The organism is Microbulbifer zhoushanensis (genome assembly GCF_021729055.1).
Taxonomy (GTDB): Bacteria; Pseudomonadota; Gammaproteobacteria; order Pseudomonadales; family Cellvibrionaceae; genus Microbulbifer; species Microbulbifer zhoushanensis.
This window is the reverse complement of record NZ_JAJSAO010000004.1, coordinates 321,719-338,456: the sequence shown is the minus strand read 5'-3', so window position 1 is coordinate 338,456 and position 16,738 is coordinate 321,719. Positions and strand designations below refer to the sequence as shown.

The window sequence follows — 16,738 nt, the reverse complement described above, 5'->3', positions numbered from 1 at the left end:
CAGTGAGAGAAGGCGCTGCTTTTTCAAGTTGCTTGCAAAAAAAAAGGGCCAACAACGTTGGCCCTTTCCTTTCTCGAGTTACCTCAAGAATAGTGCAGCTTTCTTAGAACGCTACGGTGTACTCGGCGTAAACCATGCGACCGGTGTTGTCGTACAGGTTGTAGTGCTCGCGAGCAAACTTGCCATCCTTGTCCAGTACCGGATCTTCGTTGGTCAGGTTGCGTGCGCCAACCTTGACGGAGCCAAGTGACTCGGTGTCCAGGCGATAGGACAGGTTCAGGGTAGTCCAGTCGTCCAGGTCGTCGCCGCTCTTGACCAGGGTACCGGCGTCGGTGACATCGGTGAACTCGTCGTGAGCCGCTACGTAATCAACGGTCAGGTCAACCGCGTGCATGCCCATGCTCCAGCCCAGGATAAACTGGCCGCGCAGGTCCGGGTACAGGTTGAAAGTTGCAATGTCCTGTACCGGGCCCTGGTAGTAGGCGTCGGTCTCGTAGGACATCTGGTGGCTCACCAGGCCGCCCAGGGAGATCAGGCCGAACTCGGTGTCAAAGCCACCGTCAACCTTGATGTCTACACCGGTAACATCCAGGATGCCCGCGTTGGTGGTCTGGGAGAAGAACTCGCGCTGGGCGCCAGTGCCGGTGGTGTAAATACCGGTAGACGGATCCAGCTCAACACCGGAAGCCAGGGCGTAGAAGATGCTCTGGGCGGAAGGCTGGATGATCACGTCTTCGACTTCCACGTTCCAGAAACCTACGTCCAGGTTCCAGCCGTCCACGAATTCCCAGTTACCCCCCACGGACAGGGAGGTGGAGGTTTCCGCGTCCAGGTCTTCGCTGGTGGAGTAGTAGGTGTTGTACTGACGGGACAGGCCGGTTTCGGGATTGGTAGCGTCTTCCGCGGAGAACGCAGACGGGCCGTATAGCTCATCCAGGGCCGGGGCGCGGAAGCCTTTACCGGCGCGGGCGCGCAGGCTCAGGGTATCAGTCACCATGTAGGTGGCGGACAGGGACGGCGCGACGTTGGATCCGAAATCGCTGTAGTCATCGTAACGAACAGCAGCGTTCATCTCGATCTGGTCGGTAACCGGGATGATGGCCTCGGCGAATACCGCGGCCACGTCGCGCTCACCAGCGGCGGAGTTGCCGGAGCTACCGCCTACCAGGCCGGCCTCGGAGGCGGCGTCGTACTGGTTGGCATATTCGATGGTGTATGCCTCGGCACCACTCAGGACAATGGTCTCGCCTGCGCCGAACCAGTCACCAGCGTCAAACTGCAGGTGGCCGTAGACCTTTGACAGGTCGGTGAAGTTGTCCTGGGAAGTAGTGGCGCGCATAGCGGCGGCACCTTCCGGGGTGAACGGGTCGATATCGTTGGCCAGGACGTAATCCAGTCCCGGGTAGGACAGGTAATACTGACCACTTTCCTTGGACTCGTAGCGGCCTTTCTGGGCATAGGTCTCGTAGCTCATGCCGTTGGGCAGGTCGCCGCGGAAGCCGGCGGTGAAGTCGTACTGGGTGTCGGTCACGAAGTTATCGCGCGGGCCGATGTTGGTCCAGCGGTAGTAACCGGTGATTTCGTAGTCTTCAGTGATATCGCCGTTGGCCAGCAGTGAGTCCACGTCGAACGGTACATCGCTGTAATCAGCGGGCATATCGTTCCAGGCTGCTGCCGGCGGGGCGTAACGGCCGAAAGAGTCAACCTTGGAGAACAGGATGTTGGAGAAGAACTCGACGTTCTCGGAAAGATCGTAGCTGGCGCTCAGGAAGGTATTGACGCGGCTCAGCTCGGCCTTGTTGGCGGAAACCGCTGCGTAGTTGTAGTTGCACAGGGTGCCGTCGGGCTCATTGAACGCGCCCGCACCGGTCTCGAGGAATGCATCACCACCGCAGCTGTTGGCGGCCTGGATGTCGTAGTACTCGGTGTTCGGGTCGTAGATCTCGATGGACTTACCGAAGTAGGAATAGCCGTCGGTGTCCAGGTAGGAGTCGAGGCGGCCGTCGCCGTTGTCGCGGATCCAGGCAGCGGTGTAGTCGCGGTCGGCGTCGAAGATCGGGTCGCGACGGTTGTACTCGGCGGAGAAGGTCACATTACCGCGATCACTGGTGATACCGGAAACGAAGCCAAAGGATTCCTCGATGCCGTCGTCGTTGGAGCGCTCACCGCGGCGGGCAGTAAACTCCAGGCCCTCGAAGTTTTCGCGCATGACCAGGTTGACCACGCCGGCAACAGCGTCGGAGCCGTATACCGCGGAGGCGCCATCGGCCAGGATATCGATGCGCTCAACGGCAGTCATCGGGATCATGTTCAGGTTGACGGAAGCGGCGCCCAGGTTCGGGGAACCCGGCAGGCGGCGACCGTTGACCATGACCAGGCTGCGCTGGGAGCCCAGGCCACGCAGGTCAACGGTAGCGTTGGACTGTGCGGAGCTGCCGGAGCGCTCATTGAAAGAACCCAGGGAGTTCAGCGGGGTAGCGCGCAGGGTGTCGGAGATCATCAGGCTGCCGGATGCTTCGATATCGGCGCGGTCCATGCTGACAACCTGGGCGGACTGGTCAAAGTTTGTGCGCTTGATGCGCGAGCCAGTCACAACAAGCTCTTCGACCAGGGTGGCGTCTCCACTCTGGGCAAAGGCGGGCATAACGGGAACCATTACTGCGGCTGCAGTGAAGCCGATGGCTCCCTTTACAGCGACGGACAGGAGGTTCTTTTTCATTGTAAATCCTCTTTTGAATCGTTGGATTTATAGTGATTCAGCCTCATGAGGCGATTGATCAAAACGGCACCCCGTACAGTGAGGACTGCTTGCCGTTATTGCCGCCGCGCTCGGAGGCGGCTTTTATTGCGCTACAAGGTAAGAAGTGCACCTTGCGCGGTTCGTGCCTTAAATGCGCGAGCTGACTTTAATGTATCAAAATGATTAATGGAACTTACCTGACTAAGAGCGAAGGGGGCGGAACAAGGTCGGGTTGATTGCAAGTTAACCAGAAAGGTTGAAAAATAAACTTCTCAGAGGGATGTGTATATTACAAAATCTACACAATTGTTATTTTTATCTAGGAAATATTATTTTATTAGGATGTTCAATTCGTTTTTTCGGGGAGGAAATCGGTTTGTCGAATCGACTAAAAAGTGAGCTTTCGGGTGGGCCAGAGTTGCCGTTTCCGACAACCCTGGGAAATGTGTGGGCAAAGTAGCCGTTTGTTTGCGTTTTCAGTGGTCACGCAAGGCTTTGCTTCATCCCATCGAGGAATAACTGCACGGCGAGCATAACCAGTACCATGCCCATCAACCGCTCCACTGCAATCAACCCCCGGCCGCCAAGGAGTTTTGCCAGTGGTGCGGAGGCCAGCAGAATAACTGCTGATACACCCCAGGCCCCGAGTAATGCCAGTGTCCAGCCCATCAGCCGTTCGCCTTCACTGTTGGTCATCAGCATCAGGATTGCCATTGTAGAGGGGCCGGCTACCAGCGGGACCGCCAGGGGCACAAAGAAGGGCTCCCCCTCGAGACGCTCGCCCATGATGCCGCCCTCTATGGGGAACACCATGCGAATTGCGATCAGGAAGAGAATGATCGCGCCTGCAATACGGATTGCCTCCTGGGAGAGACCGAGCCAGGCGAGGATAAACCGACCGCCATACAGGAATACCAGCAGTACAATCAGAGCGAAGATGAGTTCGCGCATTATCACGTAAAGCTGCCGTCGCTGGGGTACGTTCTTGAGCGCTGCCAGGAACACCGGGATATTCCCCAGGGGGTCCATGACGAACAGCAGGGTCAGGAAAGCGGTAAAAGTATCCATAACATCTCTTCATCGATGGTTGCGTGCAGTTGGGTGAGTTACGCACGATTGAATGGTCCGGCACCCGACTGGCAGAAGAGGCGCGGCACTTCGTGAAGCGGCGCATTGTAGACAAGTATTGGCCATTCTGCAGGGCTTCGCCGCCAGGGATCGCAGAAGAGTGCGGTCGAAGGCGTGGCTTCCTTGAAGGCGCGCCGCATTAACCCCGAAAGTTCACAGGTCCGTAGCAGTCGGGCGTTCAGTTGTGCTTCCGGTCATGGAACCAGCCGCTGATTGCCAGGCGCACTCTGGGCGCGAATGGTGCGACCGTGGTTACGGAGTGCACATGCTTGACGTCAAACAGGCACAGGCTGTTGAACTCTGGTGACCATGCCTCCCGCGTGGCGCCACTATCCTCAAAAAACTGTAGCAAGCCGCCCCAGTCAGGATGCCAGTGCTCAGTCAGGTTCAGGACGAATGCCACCCGTCGGCCCTCGCTGGTGACGTCATCCCGGTGCCGGGTGAGGAAATCACCGGGAGAAAAAGACGTCGCTTGTGCGGAGGTGGAGGCCAGTTCCTGGATGCCGGTTATTTCCCGCACCTGCTCCAGTAGGGGCTCGCTGTTTAGCCAGGAGACAAGCTTGTCCAGGGGTGCAGCAGTATTACTGTCGAGCCCCTGGCGTCCATACCAGAAGCCCACGCCACGGCTAGCCATGTCATACACTTCCCGCACCAGCTGTTGTCGCGCAGCTGGAGGAAGTGCGGAAAACTCCTCCCGGGAAATTTCACGGTATTCCCCGTTGGCGATGTGGGCCTGGCGAAACCTGGCATGATGGGTGAGTAACTGCGCAATGTCAGCTGCTGCCGGAGGGGCCAGTAAGTCTTTCACGCGACAGCGCAGGTCGTGACGGTATTCTGCCGCCCAGTGCCCGGTGTCCAGGTTTGTATTGAGCTGATAGGCCATTTTTTCAGTTGTCCCCTCTTACCTGTTACTGGTTTCCGCCGCTGGAATTGACGGACTCGTCTTCCAGTGCCTGCACCAGGTCACTGGCAACCTCCCGGTATGGCTGCCACTTGCTGGTCCCGGACTTGCTGATTGGCTTGCGGACCTGTAGCTCACTGAAAGTGAAAGCCTGGGATGAAACTGGCCTGGCCTGAAGGTAATCGTTATCCCACGCATACCCTAGAAACCCGAAAAGACTTCGCGCGAAATTTTCGGGGTGTTCCAGGAAGCGATCAAAGTCCAGGTCGTATACCTGCTGCGGAAAGGTCTGCGACCAGAAGTCCATTAATTTTTGTGAGTGATGGTAAAAGTGGGCAAGGTCACGGACATTGCAGGCATAGCTGTGGCCCTCCGGGAATGGTTTGGCCAGGATGGACATGCAGACGTCGAAGGGGTTTCGCCGTAACTGCACGATGCGTGCGCGGGGAAATATCGACAGGATCATACCCACATACAGGAAGTTATGGGGCATCTTGTCGACCACGTCCCTGTCGCCCGCACCCGCCCGTTGCAGGTAATTCGAAGCCAGTTGGTCCCAGTCCGCCTCACCCAGCTCTGGAGCCAGCGCTTCCGGAATTTGGCCCAGCCGTTGCTGCAGTTGTGCATACACGAAGGGCAGGGCCTCGCTTTCGCCAAGACACTGTAGTTCACCGCAGGCGTCAAGCAAGCGGTGGATGACCGTTGTGCCGGAGCGCGGCATGCCAACAATGAAAATGGGGCTGCATTGGCTGCTTGACACTTTCGGGACCCGTGTCCCGGAAAAGCTCCGCCGGGCGATTCCTAACAGAGCCTCGGTGGACTCCCGGCTATAGGTCATGCCGGTATCCCGCAATAACTTTTCCTTGGTGTTATTAGCGCATTGGATCTGGCCGTAGGCGGCTTCGAAATCGCCGCTTTTGGCCTGGAGCTCGGCCAGTGCGAACTGCGCCAGCTCGAGGTCGTGGGGCGTCATTCCGGTACCGGTGATGGCACCGGAAAGTCTATTGGTCAGGGCACTGTCAACACTGGCTCTGTCGCTAAGCTCGGCGATGATGCTCCAGGCAGTACCCGAGGCCGGGTCCAGCTCAATGGCAGCCTTTGCCCGTTCCAGTGCGGCGCCATAATCTGCGCTCAGTCTTGCAATCTTCGCTTCCAGTAGCCGGCTGTCCGCAGAGTCCTCACCCAGGGCGATTGCCTCATCGAGCAGTTCACGGCTGGCTGTCACATTGTGATTCATCAATTGCAGGTCTGCGAACTTTACAAAATCGCTGGCATCGGGCTCGATCAGTTTCATATAGCGGGTAAATGCCTCAACAGCCGTGCTGTACTCGCGGAAAGCGGCCGCAACGAGGGACAGCTCCCGGGCAATGGCTGGGTTGTCCGGGATGCTGGCGAATAGCCGTCGGTAAATTGGCAGGGCCTTGCCGATGTTCCCGAGCCTGAAGTGGGACAAGCCCAGGTGATAAAAGCTCTGTGCATCCATTGGCTCCACCCGCTGCAGGGTTTGTATCACCTGCTGATAGGCGCCAAGGGCTACAAATTCCGCGGCGATGAACCTGAGCTGGGCCTGGCTGGCCTCCGCAGCGGTGGCGAGCGATGTTAGCAGGCGGTTCGCCTCGCTGGCATGGCCCTCGAGTCGTGCGATATGGGCTGCCAGTATCCGGCCCGGCAAGTGGCCCGGGACCAGCTTGTCCAATGCCTGGAGCTGTTGCCTGGCTGCGCCGAACTGCCGCTGCTCAATATAGAGTTCCGCCAACATCTGCCGTGCCTGAACCATGCGCTCCGCCGGGACCTGGCCGTGGTTGATGCCTGACTCGAGGATCTTACAGGCCCGGCTCGGTTCACCGTTGTGGACAGCCTGGCTGGCGATGGTAAACGGGTCGGGTTGATTCATGCCGTTAGGGCTTCTCTGCTACAATGGACGACGTTTTCAGCTACTGTTTCGCCGGACAGATCCGTTTCCGGGAAAGGTTTTTTCTGGTTTTTGATCCCGGTAATTATTTTCATACGGGGCCTAGCAATGTATCACATCTCAACATCCCTGGACATTGAGCCATACCGGTCTGCATTTGCCACCGAGGGTGTTGTACAGGTGCCGGATTTCCTACAGGGATCATCCGCTGAAGCCCTGTACAGACTGCTGGCCGACCAGCCCGAATGGAACCTGGCCTTCAACAAGGGTGGGGAGCATGTGGACCTCAGTTACCGCGACTACGCCGGTTGGACGTCACAGCAGAAGGAGACGCTTTCGGAGGTCGTCTGGGCCCAGGCTGAGGTGGGTTTCCAGTATTTCTACAAGACGATCCCCGTATACGATATCTATACACAAAACTTATTACCGGGTAACGCACTGAACAGTATTTATGAGCTGGTGAACAGCAGTGCCTTCCTGGGCTCCATGCGCCGGCTGGTGGGGGATGATTCGATCAGCTTTGCCGATGTCCAGGCCACCAGCTATGAGCGGGGCCACTTCCTCCGCGAACATGATGACAATGTACAGGGCAAGAATCGCGTGGCGGCCTACGTGATTAACCTGACCAGGAACTGGCAGTCGGACTGGGGTGGGATTTTCCATATCTTCAATGAGGATGACTCTGTTGCACACAGCCTGGTACCGGCTTTCAATGCCATCAACGTTTTCCGGGTGCCACGTAAGCATTCAGTCTCCTATGTGACACCATTTGCCGGGGGCAGCCGCTTCTCTATCACCGGGTGGCTAAGGCGCGGTAGCCCCAGTGCCCGATAAAACGAATGAAGCTACTCTGCCGGGCCGCGATGGAGCAACGGATGCCGCTGCATTCAGGCGGGAACAGCGTCGAAGGGCGCCGTAAGCCGTTCCCCCTTTTCCGTTGCTGGCAGTGGCACAGTGCCGTGCCAGGTGAAAGATGGGAAGAGCACCAGCATACCCGCTTCCGGAGTGATTCGCTCCTCAACCATGTCGGCATCACCAAGTTCGTAAGGAGACTGCCCGAAGACAATATCCCCTCCCTGGAGGGCGCTGCCTCTATTTTCGGAAGCGGACGGCACGCTGACGTAAAAGGCCGAACTGATCCAGCCCTGCGGATGCACATGGCTGACATGGTGGCCGCTGCCCCTGAGGAGCACTGACCATGAGCCCGAGAACCGGAATTGCGATGATCTGCGCCGCATTAGCGGGTGGTCGTCCTCTGCGGGCATTCCCGCAATATAGCTACTGACCACTTCGGTAAGGCTGTTTCGAAGAGCCTGGATCACCGGGTCGTGTTTGTGCAGCAGGCGACCAGGTGTCTGGATGCCAGCGCGCACTGACTGGTTCAGCGGTTGTGCCCGCAAATTGTGCATGCTTAGCAGGGTTTCTCGCAGTTGGGCAAGAAACTCGGTACGGCTGCTAAACCCCCTGGGTGTTGGGATTTCGAAGGGCTGGATGAAGGCATTATCCCGGGTCAGCCAACGGTAACGATCGTCGCCGAGCATCTTCCAGCAGGTGCCGCGCAGGGCCCATAGCAGTTGATCGTCGGGCGACTGCTGCAGGTAGCGGCCGATTTCTGATTCGGCCCGCTCAAACTGGCAGGCGCGTATGAGAGAAATAAAAAACTGTTTGGCGACGCTGATTTCCGGAAAGCCCGTATAAGCGCGTTCGAAAAACGGCAAGGCGTCACTGCTGTTACCCTGTGCCTCGGTGATGCGCCCGCGCAGGAAAACGATGCGTGGGTCATCAGAGCTTTTCCAGCCGGCCTCCAGCTGTTGCTCCGCTTCTTCCACTCGTCCAGCTGCCAGGAGGTCCTCAACCTGCGCCATGGCGACGCGGATATCCGACCGCAGTTGAGTGGGAATTTTTCGGTAGCTCTGGCCAAATTCCGAGTGCTTGCCCTGTTGCCAGAAAATTTCGTTCAGGGTGCGGTGTGCATCAAGGTACAGGGGGGTGTCGGTGAGAAGCTCGGACAGCGCTTCCTCTGCCCGGGAGTATTGGTTCTGGCTGAGCAGAGCCATTGCCCGGCTGTACCGAATCTCCGGGGAGCGTGGTTGTAGCTGCAGAGCCTTTTCCAGTAGCGGCAGGGCGCGTTCACCCTGTTCGAGTGCTGAATAGACCTGGGCCTTGCCGTACAGCGCGGTCAGGTGTTCCGGCTTCACTGACAGGGCGCTGTCAAAGTAACCCAGTGCCGCGTCGTGGTGTTCACGTTTGCGCTCGATATTACCCAGTAGTGTCAGGGTGGCCGGTCGCTTTGGCGCCAGTTCATCGGCTTTACGGGCGAGCCGCTGGGCATCCTCGAGGTTGCCCTGTTCGTACTCGAGAATAGCGAGATTGCGCCAGCCGTCCTCAAAGCGCGGGGCTGATTCGGTGGCATGCTGGTAATGCTGCCGGGCCCTCGCTATATCCCCGGTACTTTTCAGGAAGTTGGCAAAGTTGTTGTGCACTTCAGGTTGGCGAAAATCAATCTCCAGGGCTCGCTCAAAGCTCGCAATGGCCCGTTGGTGATCTGCCATTGCCGCATGGGCCAGGGCTGTCAGGTGCAGGACGTTAGTATCACGCGGGTTCCGTATCGCCAGCTGGTCCAGGAGGGGCAGGGCGCGTGCGGCCTGGTTGCTGTTGATCAGCTGGTAGAGCTGGCTGAGGGTCTGGGGATTGGCTTTGATCGTCTTCATGGCGTACATCAATACCATATGGGGCGTAAAAGAGAAACGGCGGGCAAAGCCCGCCGTTTCCTTACCTCTAGAGCTTACAAGCCAGACTTAGTCAAACTTGTAGCTGGCGCTCAGGAAGTAGCGCGGTCCCAACATGTCGTAAGTCGACGGGAAGGTATTCGCCTGCTCCTGTGCATCGCCGAGAGCGTTGGGCTCGGTGTCCAGGGCGTTCTTGATGCCGAGGTTCAAGTCCAGGTTCTCGTTGAATGCATAGCCGACAGTGAGGTCGAGGTAGTACTGCTCGTCCAGAGACTCCACTACCAGCTGGTTGCGCGCATCAAACGGGTTGGTAACGACGTCGCCAACAGCGATGCTGTCGAACGAAGAGCCTGCATCCATCAGGTCTTCAATGTTGCCGTTGGTAACTTCGATGGTGTTCGGCCCGGTATTGGTGGACAGAGCATCATCATCAGTCGCGCCGATGTAGCGTACCAGTGCGGACAGGGTCAGAGGACCGCTGCTCCAGGTGATACGGCTGTTCCAGTTGAAGTCCTGACGCGGAGAGCCACAGGTGGTGCCGTAGAAACCAGCACACTCGTTGACTTGGTCAGGCTGGTCAGCAACCGGAGTGACATCGAAGTCCATCAGGTAGGTGCTGTTGAAAGCAACTGTCAGGTAGGAGCCACCGTCAAAGCCAAAGTCGAGGTCAGTGCCATAGTTGACGTTGAAGTCGACGCCGGTGGTCTCGATTTTACCAATGTTGGCATTCAAGGCACGGACAAAATCGACGTTGCCGTCAGCGCGACGAGTAATGGCCTGGCAGTACTCAGAGTTAATATCCTTGATCTCGTTGTAGCAGAGATTCAGGGTATTGCTCACACCGCCGCCCAGTACGTCAATGGCGTCTTCGATTTCGATGTTGTAGTAGTCAACAGCGATATCCAGGCCATCCATCGGCTGGACAACCGCACCAAAGGTAACGGTGTTGGAGGTCTCTTCCTGCAGGTCCGGGTTACCACCGAAGATACCTTCGATCTGGGTGTTAGCCTGGGCGAAGGATCCTGCGACAGCGCCAGTGGCTTCACACAGGGCGGTATCGGTTGAGCTGCTGCCTTTGCCTGCGGCACAGGGGTCGTCAGCCGGCGGGAAGCCGTTGGATTCGCCCAGGAACAGCTCGGAGACGTTCGGCGCACGTACAGCCTGCTGGAAGCCAGCGCGGAACTTCACCATTTCGATCGGAGCGTAGTTCAGTGCAGTAGCGTATGAACTTACACCGCCGATGTTGGAGTAGTCAGAGTAACGCGCTGCAGCCCAGACGTTCAGGCTTTCTACACCCGGCTTGCCGGCGATCAGAGGTACGTTTACCTCGGAGAAGACCTCGCTGGCGCTGTAGCCACCAACGGTTTCTTTACCTGCGTTAAAGCCCAGTACGTCGCCAGAGGACAGGAAGGAGTCCGGACGGTAGGTTGACTCGTCATCACGATGTTCCAGGCCGAACACAACTGCGACGGGCTCGTCGGCAGTCGGGATAGTAGCCAGCACGCCTGACAGGCTTGCGGACATTACTTCCTGGGTGATGCTGGTCTTGTTGGTAGCGCCGACATTGATGAAGTCGATAGCTTCCTGGGAGATGTTACCCGGGCCCCAGATGTTCAGCGGCACACAACCGTTGGAAGTGTCCTGACACGCAGTACCGGCATCGTTCACAAGAATCGCCTGGCGGAAACGGGAAGCTGCTACGTCGTTATTCAGCAGGTTGGTGTTTTCCAGATTGGCGAGGCTGTAGTAGGTGTCAAATGACCAGTCCTCGTTGATGTCACCACGGAAGCCTGCCAGTACGCGGAAGGCATCGCGGGTGTCCAGGGACTGACGGGAGCCGTTTTCAACCATGCGGCGACCGACGAACAGGTCAACCGGAGTGCTGGGATCCAGGCCTGCGTCGATGTTCATCTGCTGCAGGGTCTGCTGGTAGGCAGCGTCAAAGAACGGCGTGTTCGGGTTCACAGAAATGGTAGTGAACGCCGGGGTCGGAGCCAGCTCCTGGGGCACTTCGTTATGGGAGAAGGCCATCTCGCCGTAAGCGGTAACCTTGTCGTTGATATCGTAGTGCGTGAAGGAGGAGATCAGGAAACGCTCCTGCGGCAGCTGCAGGTAGTTGTCAGGCGCGTAGTTGAAAAGGTCATCCGGGCGCGTGAATGCGCGAGATGTGCCATCGGCATTAAAAGTGGTGCCGGTGTCAAAAACATTTGTGCCGGGAACACCAGAAGAGCCGCCCGGTACCAGCGTGTCGGCGAAGCCGTCACCGTTGGTGTCGCTCTCGCCCAGTGCGACATTGGTGAAATCGCGGTCGCCCTGGAAAACAGCTTCACGGTCAGACCAGGACGCGTAGACGGTGGCATTACCACGGCCATCAGCGAAGTTGCCGCCGATTGTCAGGTCGATGTTGTTTTTGGCGCCGTCGCCATCAGCGGTGACGTCGTGCAGGGAAGTGATCTGGACGCCTTCGAAGTCGTCAATCATCTGGAAGTTGACAACACCGGCCAGGGCGTCGGAACCGTATACGGCGGAAGCACCACCGGTTACCACGTCAACGCTCTTGATCAGGGTGCCCGGGATGGTGTTCAGGTCGACCACACCGGTCTGGGTGGCCGGGATGTAGCGGCGACCGTTAACCAGCACTACAGTGCGGCTGGAACCGAGACCGCGCAGGTCGACACGGGCAGTACCGTCACCCGGGTTGTTGGAGCTGGGACCGAAGCTGGGCAGGGTCTGCGGCAGTTCAGCGAGCTTCTGCTCTACGTTCAGGTTACCGGAGATCTTGAATTCCTCGGCGCCGATGGAAGTCAGCGGCGTTACGGACTCGAGATCGGAGCGCTTGATCCGCGAACCGGTGACGACAACTTCTTCCACGACAGTTGCGTCATCCTGCGCAAAGGCAGGCATCGCGGGAACCATGACTGCGGCTGCAGTGAAGCCAATGGCTCCCTTTACAGCGACGGACAGGAGGTTCTTTTTCATTGTAAATCCTCTCTTGATCGTTGGATTTATTGGTGTTTGCCAGAAATGGCGATGCAGAAGCGGCTACCCCCAAGCGGCCGCTTCCCTCCCAACAAGAGTATGACGTGCAGGAATTACGTAGCCTCAAAGAGAATTGACTGTAAAGTGCTGTTAAATATGCATTAACGACAGGTTAAAAATAATTGACCGGTATTTTCTGGCAGGTGGGGGAGTTTGCAGTGTCAGGATTGAGTGAATCGAAATGACAGAAAGAAGTTTTTTACGCCATCCTGATTTTTACCGAATTACTATTCGGTTTGCGCCGGTATGGGTACAGCCACCCGTCAGCATGAGTGGTGACTGTTAAGGGGCGGGGTTGCCTTCTGTTTTGGCTGCCAGAAAGTGGGTGCATATCATCCCTTTCCTGTCTTTCGTGCCGATAAATTATTTTGTGTCATTTAAGATTTTGTGCCGCGGATTCGCCGGTACCGATTTTTCGTCGGGGCGCAATCTGTATCCTCCCTGTCGAAGCCTTAGCGGGTGAGGTGCAGGTGGGTTCCGAGCTTTTTTCCCTGTTGGAAAATTTGCTGTTCTTCAAACGAGGAAAAGCCGGCTTTGTAGGCGAGGTCTTTTATGATATCGAAATCCGTTTCAGCCAGGGCCGCCGACTCCATGTCCATGAGCCGTCGCAATGCTGAATCATATTCACTTTTCCTGCCTTCAAGCTCGTCGGTGATCTTTTGCGCGGGTGCGGTTTTCAGTTGTTTCAAGTGGTTTGAGATGTCAGCAATCAGAATACTGCCGAGCTCGTCACCGCCATGGACCTCCCGAAACCCGTTGATGACCCGGTTCAGCTCTTGTGATCTGTCAGCCGCTTGTTTGGGGGCACTGTGCGAAAAGTTTTTACAGAATTCCATGGCCGCGTCGAAAATCTGGTACTGCTGAAGCGCAGACTTGTAGATGCCAATTTCACGCCTGGAGTTTTCCAGTAGTGAGGAATCTGTCGTATGGCAGACGAAGTGAGCACTCATGCCAGGTTTCAATACTCGGTACACCTCGGGCAGGGAGTACTGCCAGTCGCTGTATTCGATACCGTACTGGGAGGTCACCAGGTCAAAGCTGGCGTCGGCGAATGCCAGTTGTTCGCAGGGCATATTGCTGTGAAAGGAAACGCACTCGCGCAGGGCCAGGATCGGCCTGGGCGCGCTGATCTGTGCAGGGATCACGGCCTTGTCGGCAGCGACCACCCGGGCATCGATGCCCTTATCCCGGAATGTCTCCACCGCGATGCATGCCAGTGCCCCATTGCCTGTGGCGAGATCCAGTACCTGGCTGCCCGGCTTCATGGTCGCAAACAGCGATTCCCACAGCTGGCGCAGCTCACCGATATAGTTGCTTTCCATGGCGCCACCAAATGTGGTGATAAAGCCCTGGCGCCAGAATTGATCCCATTGATCAGCCATTGATTACCTCTTAACCAAAAAAAAGGGCCAACAGAGTTGGCCCTTTCCTTTTCTCGAGTTACCTCAAGAATTTTGTCGCTTCTTAGAAGCTCATGGTGTACTCGGCGTAAACCATGCGACCGGTGCCATCATACAGGTTGTAGTGGTCACGCGCGTACTTGCCATCTTTATCCAGTACCGGATCTTCGTTGGTCAGGTTACGTGCGCCAACCTTGATGGAGCCGAGAGACTCGGTGTCCAGACGGTAGGACAGGTTCAGGGTAGTCCAGTCGTCCAGGTCCTCGCCGGTCTTGGACAGGGCGCCGCTACCAGAGACCTGAGTGAACTCATCATGAGCGGCGATGTAGTCCATAGTCAGGTCAACTGCATGCATGCCCATGCTCCAGCCCAGCATGAACTGGCCGCGCATATCCGGGTACAGGTTGAAGGTGGATACGTCCTGAACCGGGCCCAGGTAGTAAGCGTCTTTCTCGTAAGACAGCTGCTGGCTTACCAGGCCGCCCACGGTAATCATACCGAACTCGGTGTCAAAGCCACCGTCCAGCTTCACGTCGACACCAGAGACGTCCAGGATACCCGCGTTGGTGGTCTGGGAGAATACTTCGGTCTGGGCGCCAGTACCACTAATGTAGATCCCGGTAGACGGGTCCAGATCGACACCGCCAGCGCGAGCCCAGAAGATTTCCTGAGCAGACGGCTGCAGGATCACGTCTTCAACTTCTACATTCCAGACGCCCACATCCAGGGTCCACCCACTGACGAACTCCCAGTTACCGCCGATAGACAGGGACGTGGAGGTTTCCGCATCCAGGTCTTCGTTGGTGGAGTAGTAGGTGTCCCACTGGCGCGACAGGCCGGAATCAGGATCAGTGGCGTCTTCTGCAGAGAAGGCAGACGGGCCGTACAGCTCGTCCAGGGCCGGTGCGCGGAAGCCTTTACCGGCGCGGGCACGCAGGCTCAGGGTGTCGGTCACGTTGTAGGTGGCTGACAGGGACGGTGCCACATTGGAACCGAAGTCGCTGTAGTCATCGTAACGAACGGCAGCGTTCATCTCGATCTGGTCGGTAACCGGGATGATGGCCTCGGCGAATACCGCAGCTACGTCGCGCTCACCGGCAGCGGAGTTGCCGGAGCTACCGCCCACCAGGCCGGCCTCGGAGGCGGCATCGTACTGGTTGGCGTACTCGATTTTGTAGGCTTCGGCACCACTCAGGACGATGGTCTCGCCTGCGCCGAACCAGTCACCAGCGTCAAACTGCAGGTGGCCGTAGACCTTGGACAGGGCAGTGAAGTTGTCCTGGGAGGTGGTGGCCTTCATGGCGGCCGCACCTTCCGGGGAGAACGGATCGATGCCGTTGTTCAGGACGTAGTCCAGGCCCGGGTAAGACAGGTAGTACTTACCATTTTCCTTGGACTCGTAGCGGCCTTTCTGTGCGTAGGTCTCGTAGCTCATGCCGTTGGGCAGGTCGCCACGGAAGCCGGCAGTGAAGTCGTACTGGGTGTCGGTCACGTAGTTGTCGCGCGGGCCGATGTTGGTCCAGCGGTAGTAACCGTTCACTTCGTAGTCTTCGGTGATTGAGCCGTCGGCCAGCAGGCTGTCGACGTCGAACGGTACGTCGGCGTAGTCAGCCGGCATGTCGTTCCACGGGGCAGCCGGCGGCGCGTAGCGGCCGAAGGAATCTACCTTGGAGAACAGGATATTGGAGAAGAACTCAACGTTCTCGGAAATATCGTAGTTGGCGCTCAGGAAGGTGTTGACGCGGCTCAGCTCGGCCTTGTTGGCGGAGATGTTGGCGTACGGGTAGGTACACAGGGTGCCGTCAGCTTCACCGAAGGCGGCCGCACCGGTCTCCATGAAAGTGGAGTCGCTGGAGCAGCTGGTCGCAGCCTGGATGTCGTAGTACTCGGTGTTCGGATCGTAGATCTCGATGGTCTTGCCGTAGTAGGAGTAGCCATCGGTATCCAGGTAGGCGTCCAGGCGGCCGTCGCCATTGTCGCGGATCCAGGCAGCGGTGTACTCGCGGTCGGCGTCGAAGATCGGGTCACGACGGTTGTACTCGGCAGCGAAAGTCACGTTACCGCGATCGCTGGTGATGCCGGAGATAAAGCCGAAGGATTCCTCGATGCCGTCATCATTGGAACGCTCACCGCGGCGGGTGGTGAATTCCAGGCCTTCGAAGTTTTCACGCATTACCATGTTGACAACGCCGGCAACGGCGTCGGAACCGTATACAGCGGAGGCGCCGTCGGCCAGGATATCGATGCGCTCAACGGCGGTCATCGGAATCATGTTCAGGTTAACGGAAGCAGCGCCCAGGTTCGGGGAACCCGGCATGCGGCGGCCGTTGATCATTACCAGGCTGCGCTGGGAACCCAGGCCGCGCAGGTCAACGGTAGCGTTGGACTGTGCGGAGCTACCGGAGCGCTCGTTGAAAGAACCCAGGGAGTTCAGCGGAGTTGCGCGCAGGGTATCGGAAATCATCAGGCTGCCAGTGGCCTCGATGTCAGTGCGATCCATGCTGACAACCTGGGCGGACTGGTCAAAATTTGTGCGCTTGATGCGTGAGCCAGTTACTACAACCTCTTCTACCAGGGCGGCGTCGCCACTCTGGGCAAAGGCGGGCATTACAGGAACCATAACTGCGGCTGCGGTCAGGCCAATGGCCCCTTTCACAGCGGCGGACAGGAGGTTCTTTTTCATTGTACATCCTCTCTTAAATCGTTGGATTTATGTGTACTTCTGCCTGTGAAGGCGATTTGTAGAAGTGGCTACCCCCAAGTGGCCACCTCTCTCCCAACGTTGATTAAGACGATCCATACGCCAGACCCCTCAAAAAAAATTCATTTTTTTCCCGAAAAAGCTTAATGACAGCTTGGGGACGTAGGGTCGCGAACAACAAATAGACA

General features: G+C 57.5%; 9 protein-coding genes. 1 reads left to right on the top strand and 8 read right to left on the bottom strand.

The annotated features are described in order from the left end of the window. Nucleotides 1–103: 103 nt before the first annotated feature. The 4 genes from LVD10_RS10090 to LVD10_RS10075 all read right to left on the bottom strand — a co-directional run bounded on the left by LVD10_RS10090 (nucleotide 104) and on the right by LVD10_RS10075 (nucleotide 6,663). A complete protein-coding gene (locus LVD10_RS10090; RefSeq protein WP_232941181.1) occupies nucleotides 104–2,719 on the bottom strand; it encodes a TonB-dependent receptor plug domain-containing protein in 2,616 nt (871 codons plus the stop codon). A gap of 504 nt (nucleotides 2,720–3,223) precedes the next feature. Further along, entirely contained in the window at nucleotides 3,224–3,808 is a 585-nt protein-coding gene (locus LVD10_RS10085) for a MarC family protein (RefSeq protein ID WP_232941182.1), read from the bottom strand. Nucleotides 3,809–4,046: 238 nt separating this feature from the next. After that, nucleotides 4,047–4,751, bottom strand: a complete 705-nt coding sequence (locus LVD10_RS10080; RefSeq protein ID WP_237063518.1) for a 2OG-Fe(II) oxygenase family protein — start codon at nucleotides 4,749–4,751, stop codon at nucleotides 4,047–4,049. A gap of 25 nt (nucleotides 4,752–4,776) precedes the next feature. After that, nucleotides 4,777–6,663 (bottom strand): tetratricopeptide repeat-containing sulfotransferase family protein, encoded by a 1,887-nt coding sequence (locus LVD10_RS10075; protein ID WP_237063516.1) that lies wholly within the window; start codon nucleotides 6,661–6,663, stop codon nucleotides 4,777–4,779. A gap of 126 nt (nucleotides 6,664–6,789) precedes the next feature. Between LVD10_RS10075 and LVD10_RS10070 the strand changes: the two genes are divergently transcribed. After that, nucleotides 6,790–7,515 (top strand): 2OG-Fe(II) oxygenase, encoded by a 726-nt coding sequence (locus LVD10_RS10070; RefSeq protein ID WP_232941185.1) that lies wholly within the window; start codon nucleotides 6,790–6,792, stop codon nucleotides 7,513–7,515. Nucleotides 7,516–7,568: 53 nt separating this feature from the next. On the opposite strand, the gene LVD10_RS10065 is transcribed toward LVD10_RS10070, so the two are convergent. The 4 genes from LVD10_RS10065 to LVD10_RS10050 all read right to left on the bottom strand — a co-directional run bounded on the left by LVD10_RS10065 (nucleotide 7,569) and on the right by LVD10_RS10050 (nucleotide 16,532). Then, nucleotides 7,569–9,392, bottom strand: a complete 1,824-nt coding sequence (locus LVD10_RS10065) for a tetratricopeptide repeat protein (RefSeq protein ID WP_237063514.1) — start codon at nucleotides 9,390–9,392, stop codon at nucleotides 7,569–7,571. Nucleotides 9,393–9,479: 87 nt separating this feature from the next. Continuing rightward, complete coding sequence (locus LVD10_RS10060; protein WP_237063511.1) at nucleotides 9,480–12,389, bottom strand: TonB-dependent receptor domain-containing protein; 2,910 nt, start codon at nucleotides 12,387–12,389, stop codon at nucleotides 9,480–9,482. Between the two features lie 512 nt (nucleotides 12,390–12,901). Continuing rightward, the gene (locus LVD10_RS10055; RefSeq protein WP_237063509.1) at nucleotides 12,902–13,771 is read right to left on the bottom strand and encodes a class I SAM-dependent methyltransferase; all 870 of its coding nucleotides are present in this window, start codon (nucleotides 13,769–13,771) and stop codon (nucleotides 12,902–12,904) included. A 142-nt stretch (nucleotides 13,772–13,913) separates the two neighbouring features. Continuing rightward, entirely contained in the window at nucleotides 13,914–16,532 is a 2,619-nt protein-coding gene (locus LVD10_RS10050) for a TonB-dependent receptor plug domain-containing protein (protein ID WP_237063507.1), read from the bottom strand. Between the last annotated feature and the right edge of the window lie 206 nt (nucleotides 16,533–16,738).

What these genes read in the sequence shown, in the direction of transcription:
- LVD10_RS10090 (WP_232941181.1), bottom strand. Translation starts at nt 2,719, where the DNA reads ATGAAAAAGAACCTCCTGTCCGTCGCTGTAAAGGGAGCCATCGGCTTC.
- LVD10_RS10085 (WP_232941182.1), bottom strand. Translation starts at nt 3,808, where the DNA reads ATGGATACTTTTACCGCTTTCCTGACCCTGCTGTTCGTCATGGACCCC.
- LVD10_RS10080 (WP_237063518.1), bottom strand. Translation starts at nt 4,751, where the DNA reads ATGGCCTATCAGCTCAATACAAACCTGGACACCGGGCACTGGGCGGCA.
- LVD10_RS10075 (WP_237063516.1), bottom strand. Translation starts at nt 6,663, where the DNA reads ATGAATCAACCCGACCCGTTTACCATCGCCAGCCAGGCTGTCCACAAC.
- LVD10_RS10070 (WP_232941185.1), top strand. Translation starts at nt 6,790, where the DNA reads ATGTATCACATCTCAACATCCCTGGACATTGAGCCATACCGGTCTGCA.
- LVD10_RS10065 (WP_237063514.1), bottom strand. Translation starts at nt 9,392, where the DNA reads ATGAAGACGATCAAAGCCAATCCCCAGACCCTCAGCCAGCTCTACCAG.
- LVD10_RS10060 (WP_237063511.1), bottom strand. Translation starts at nt 12,389, where the DNA reads ATGAAAAAGAACCTCCTGTCCGTCGCTGTAAAGGGAGCCATTGGCTTC.
- LVD10_RS10055 (WP_237063509.1), bottom strand. Translation starts at nt 13,771, where the DNA reads ATGGAAAGCAACTATATCGGTGAGCTGCGCCAGCTGTGGGAATCGCTG.
- LVD10_RS10050 (WP_237063507.1), bottom strand. Translation starts at nt 16,532, where the DNA reads ATGAAAAAGAACCTCCTGTCCGCCGCTGTGAAAGGGGCCATTGGCCTG.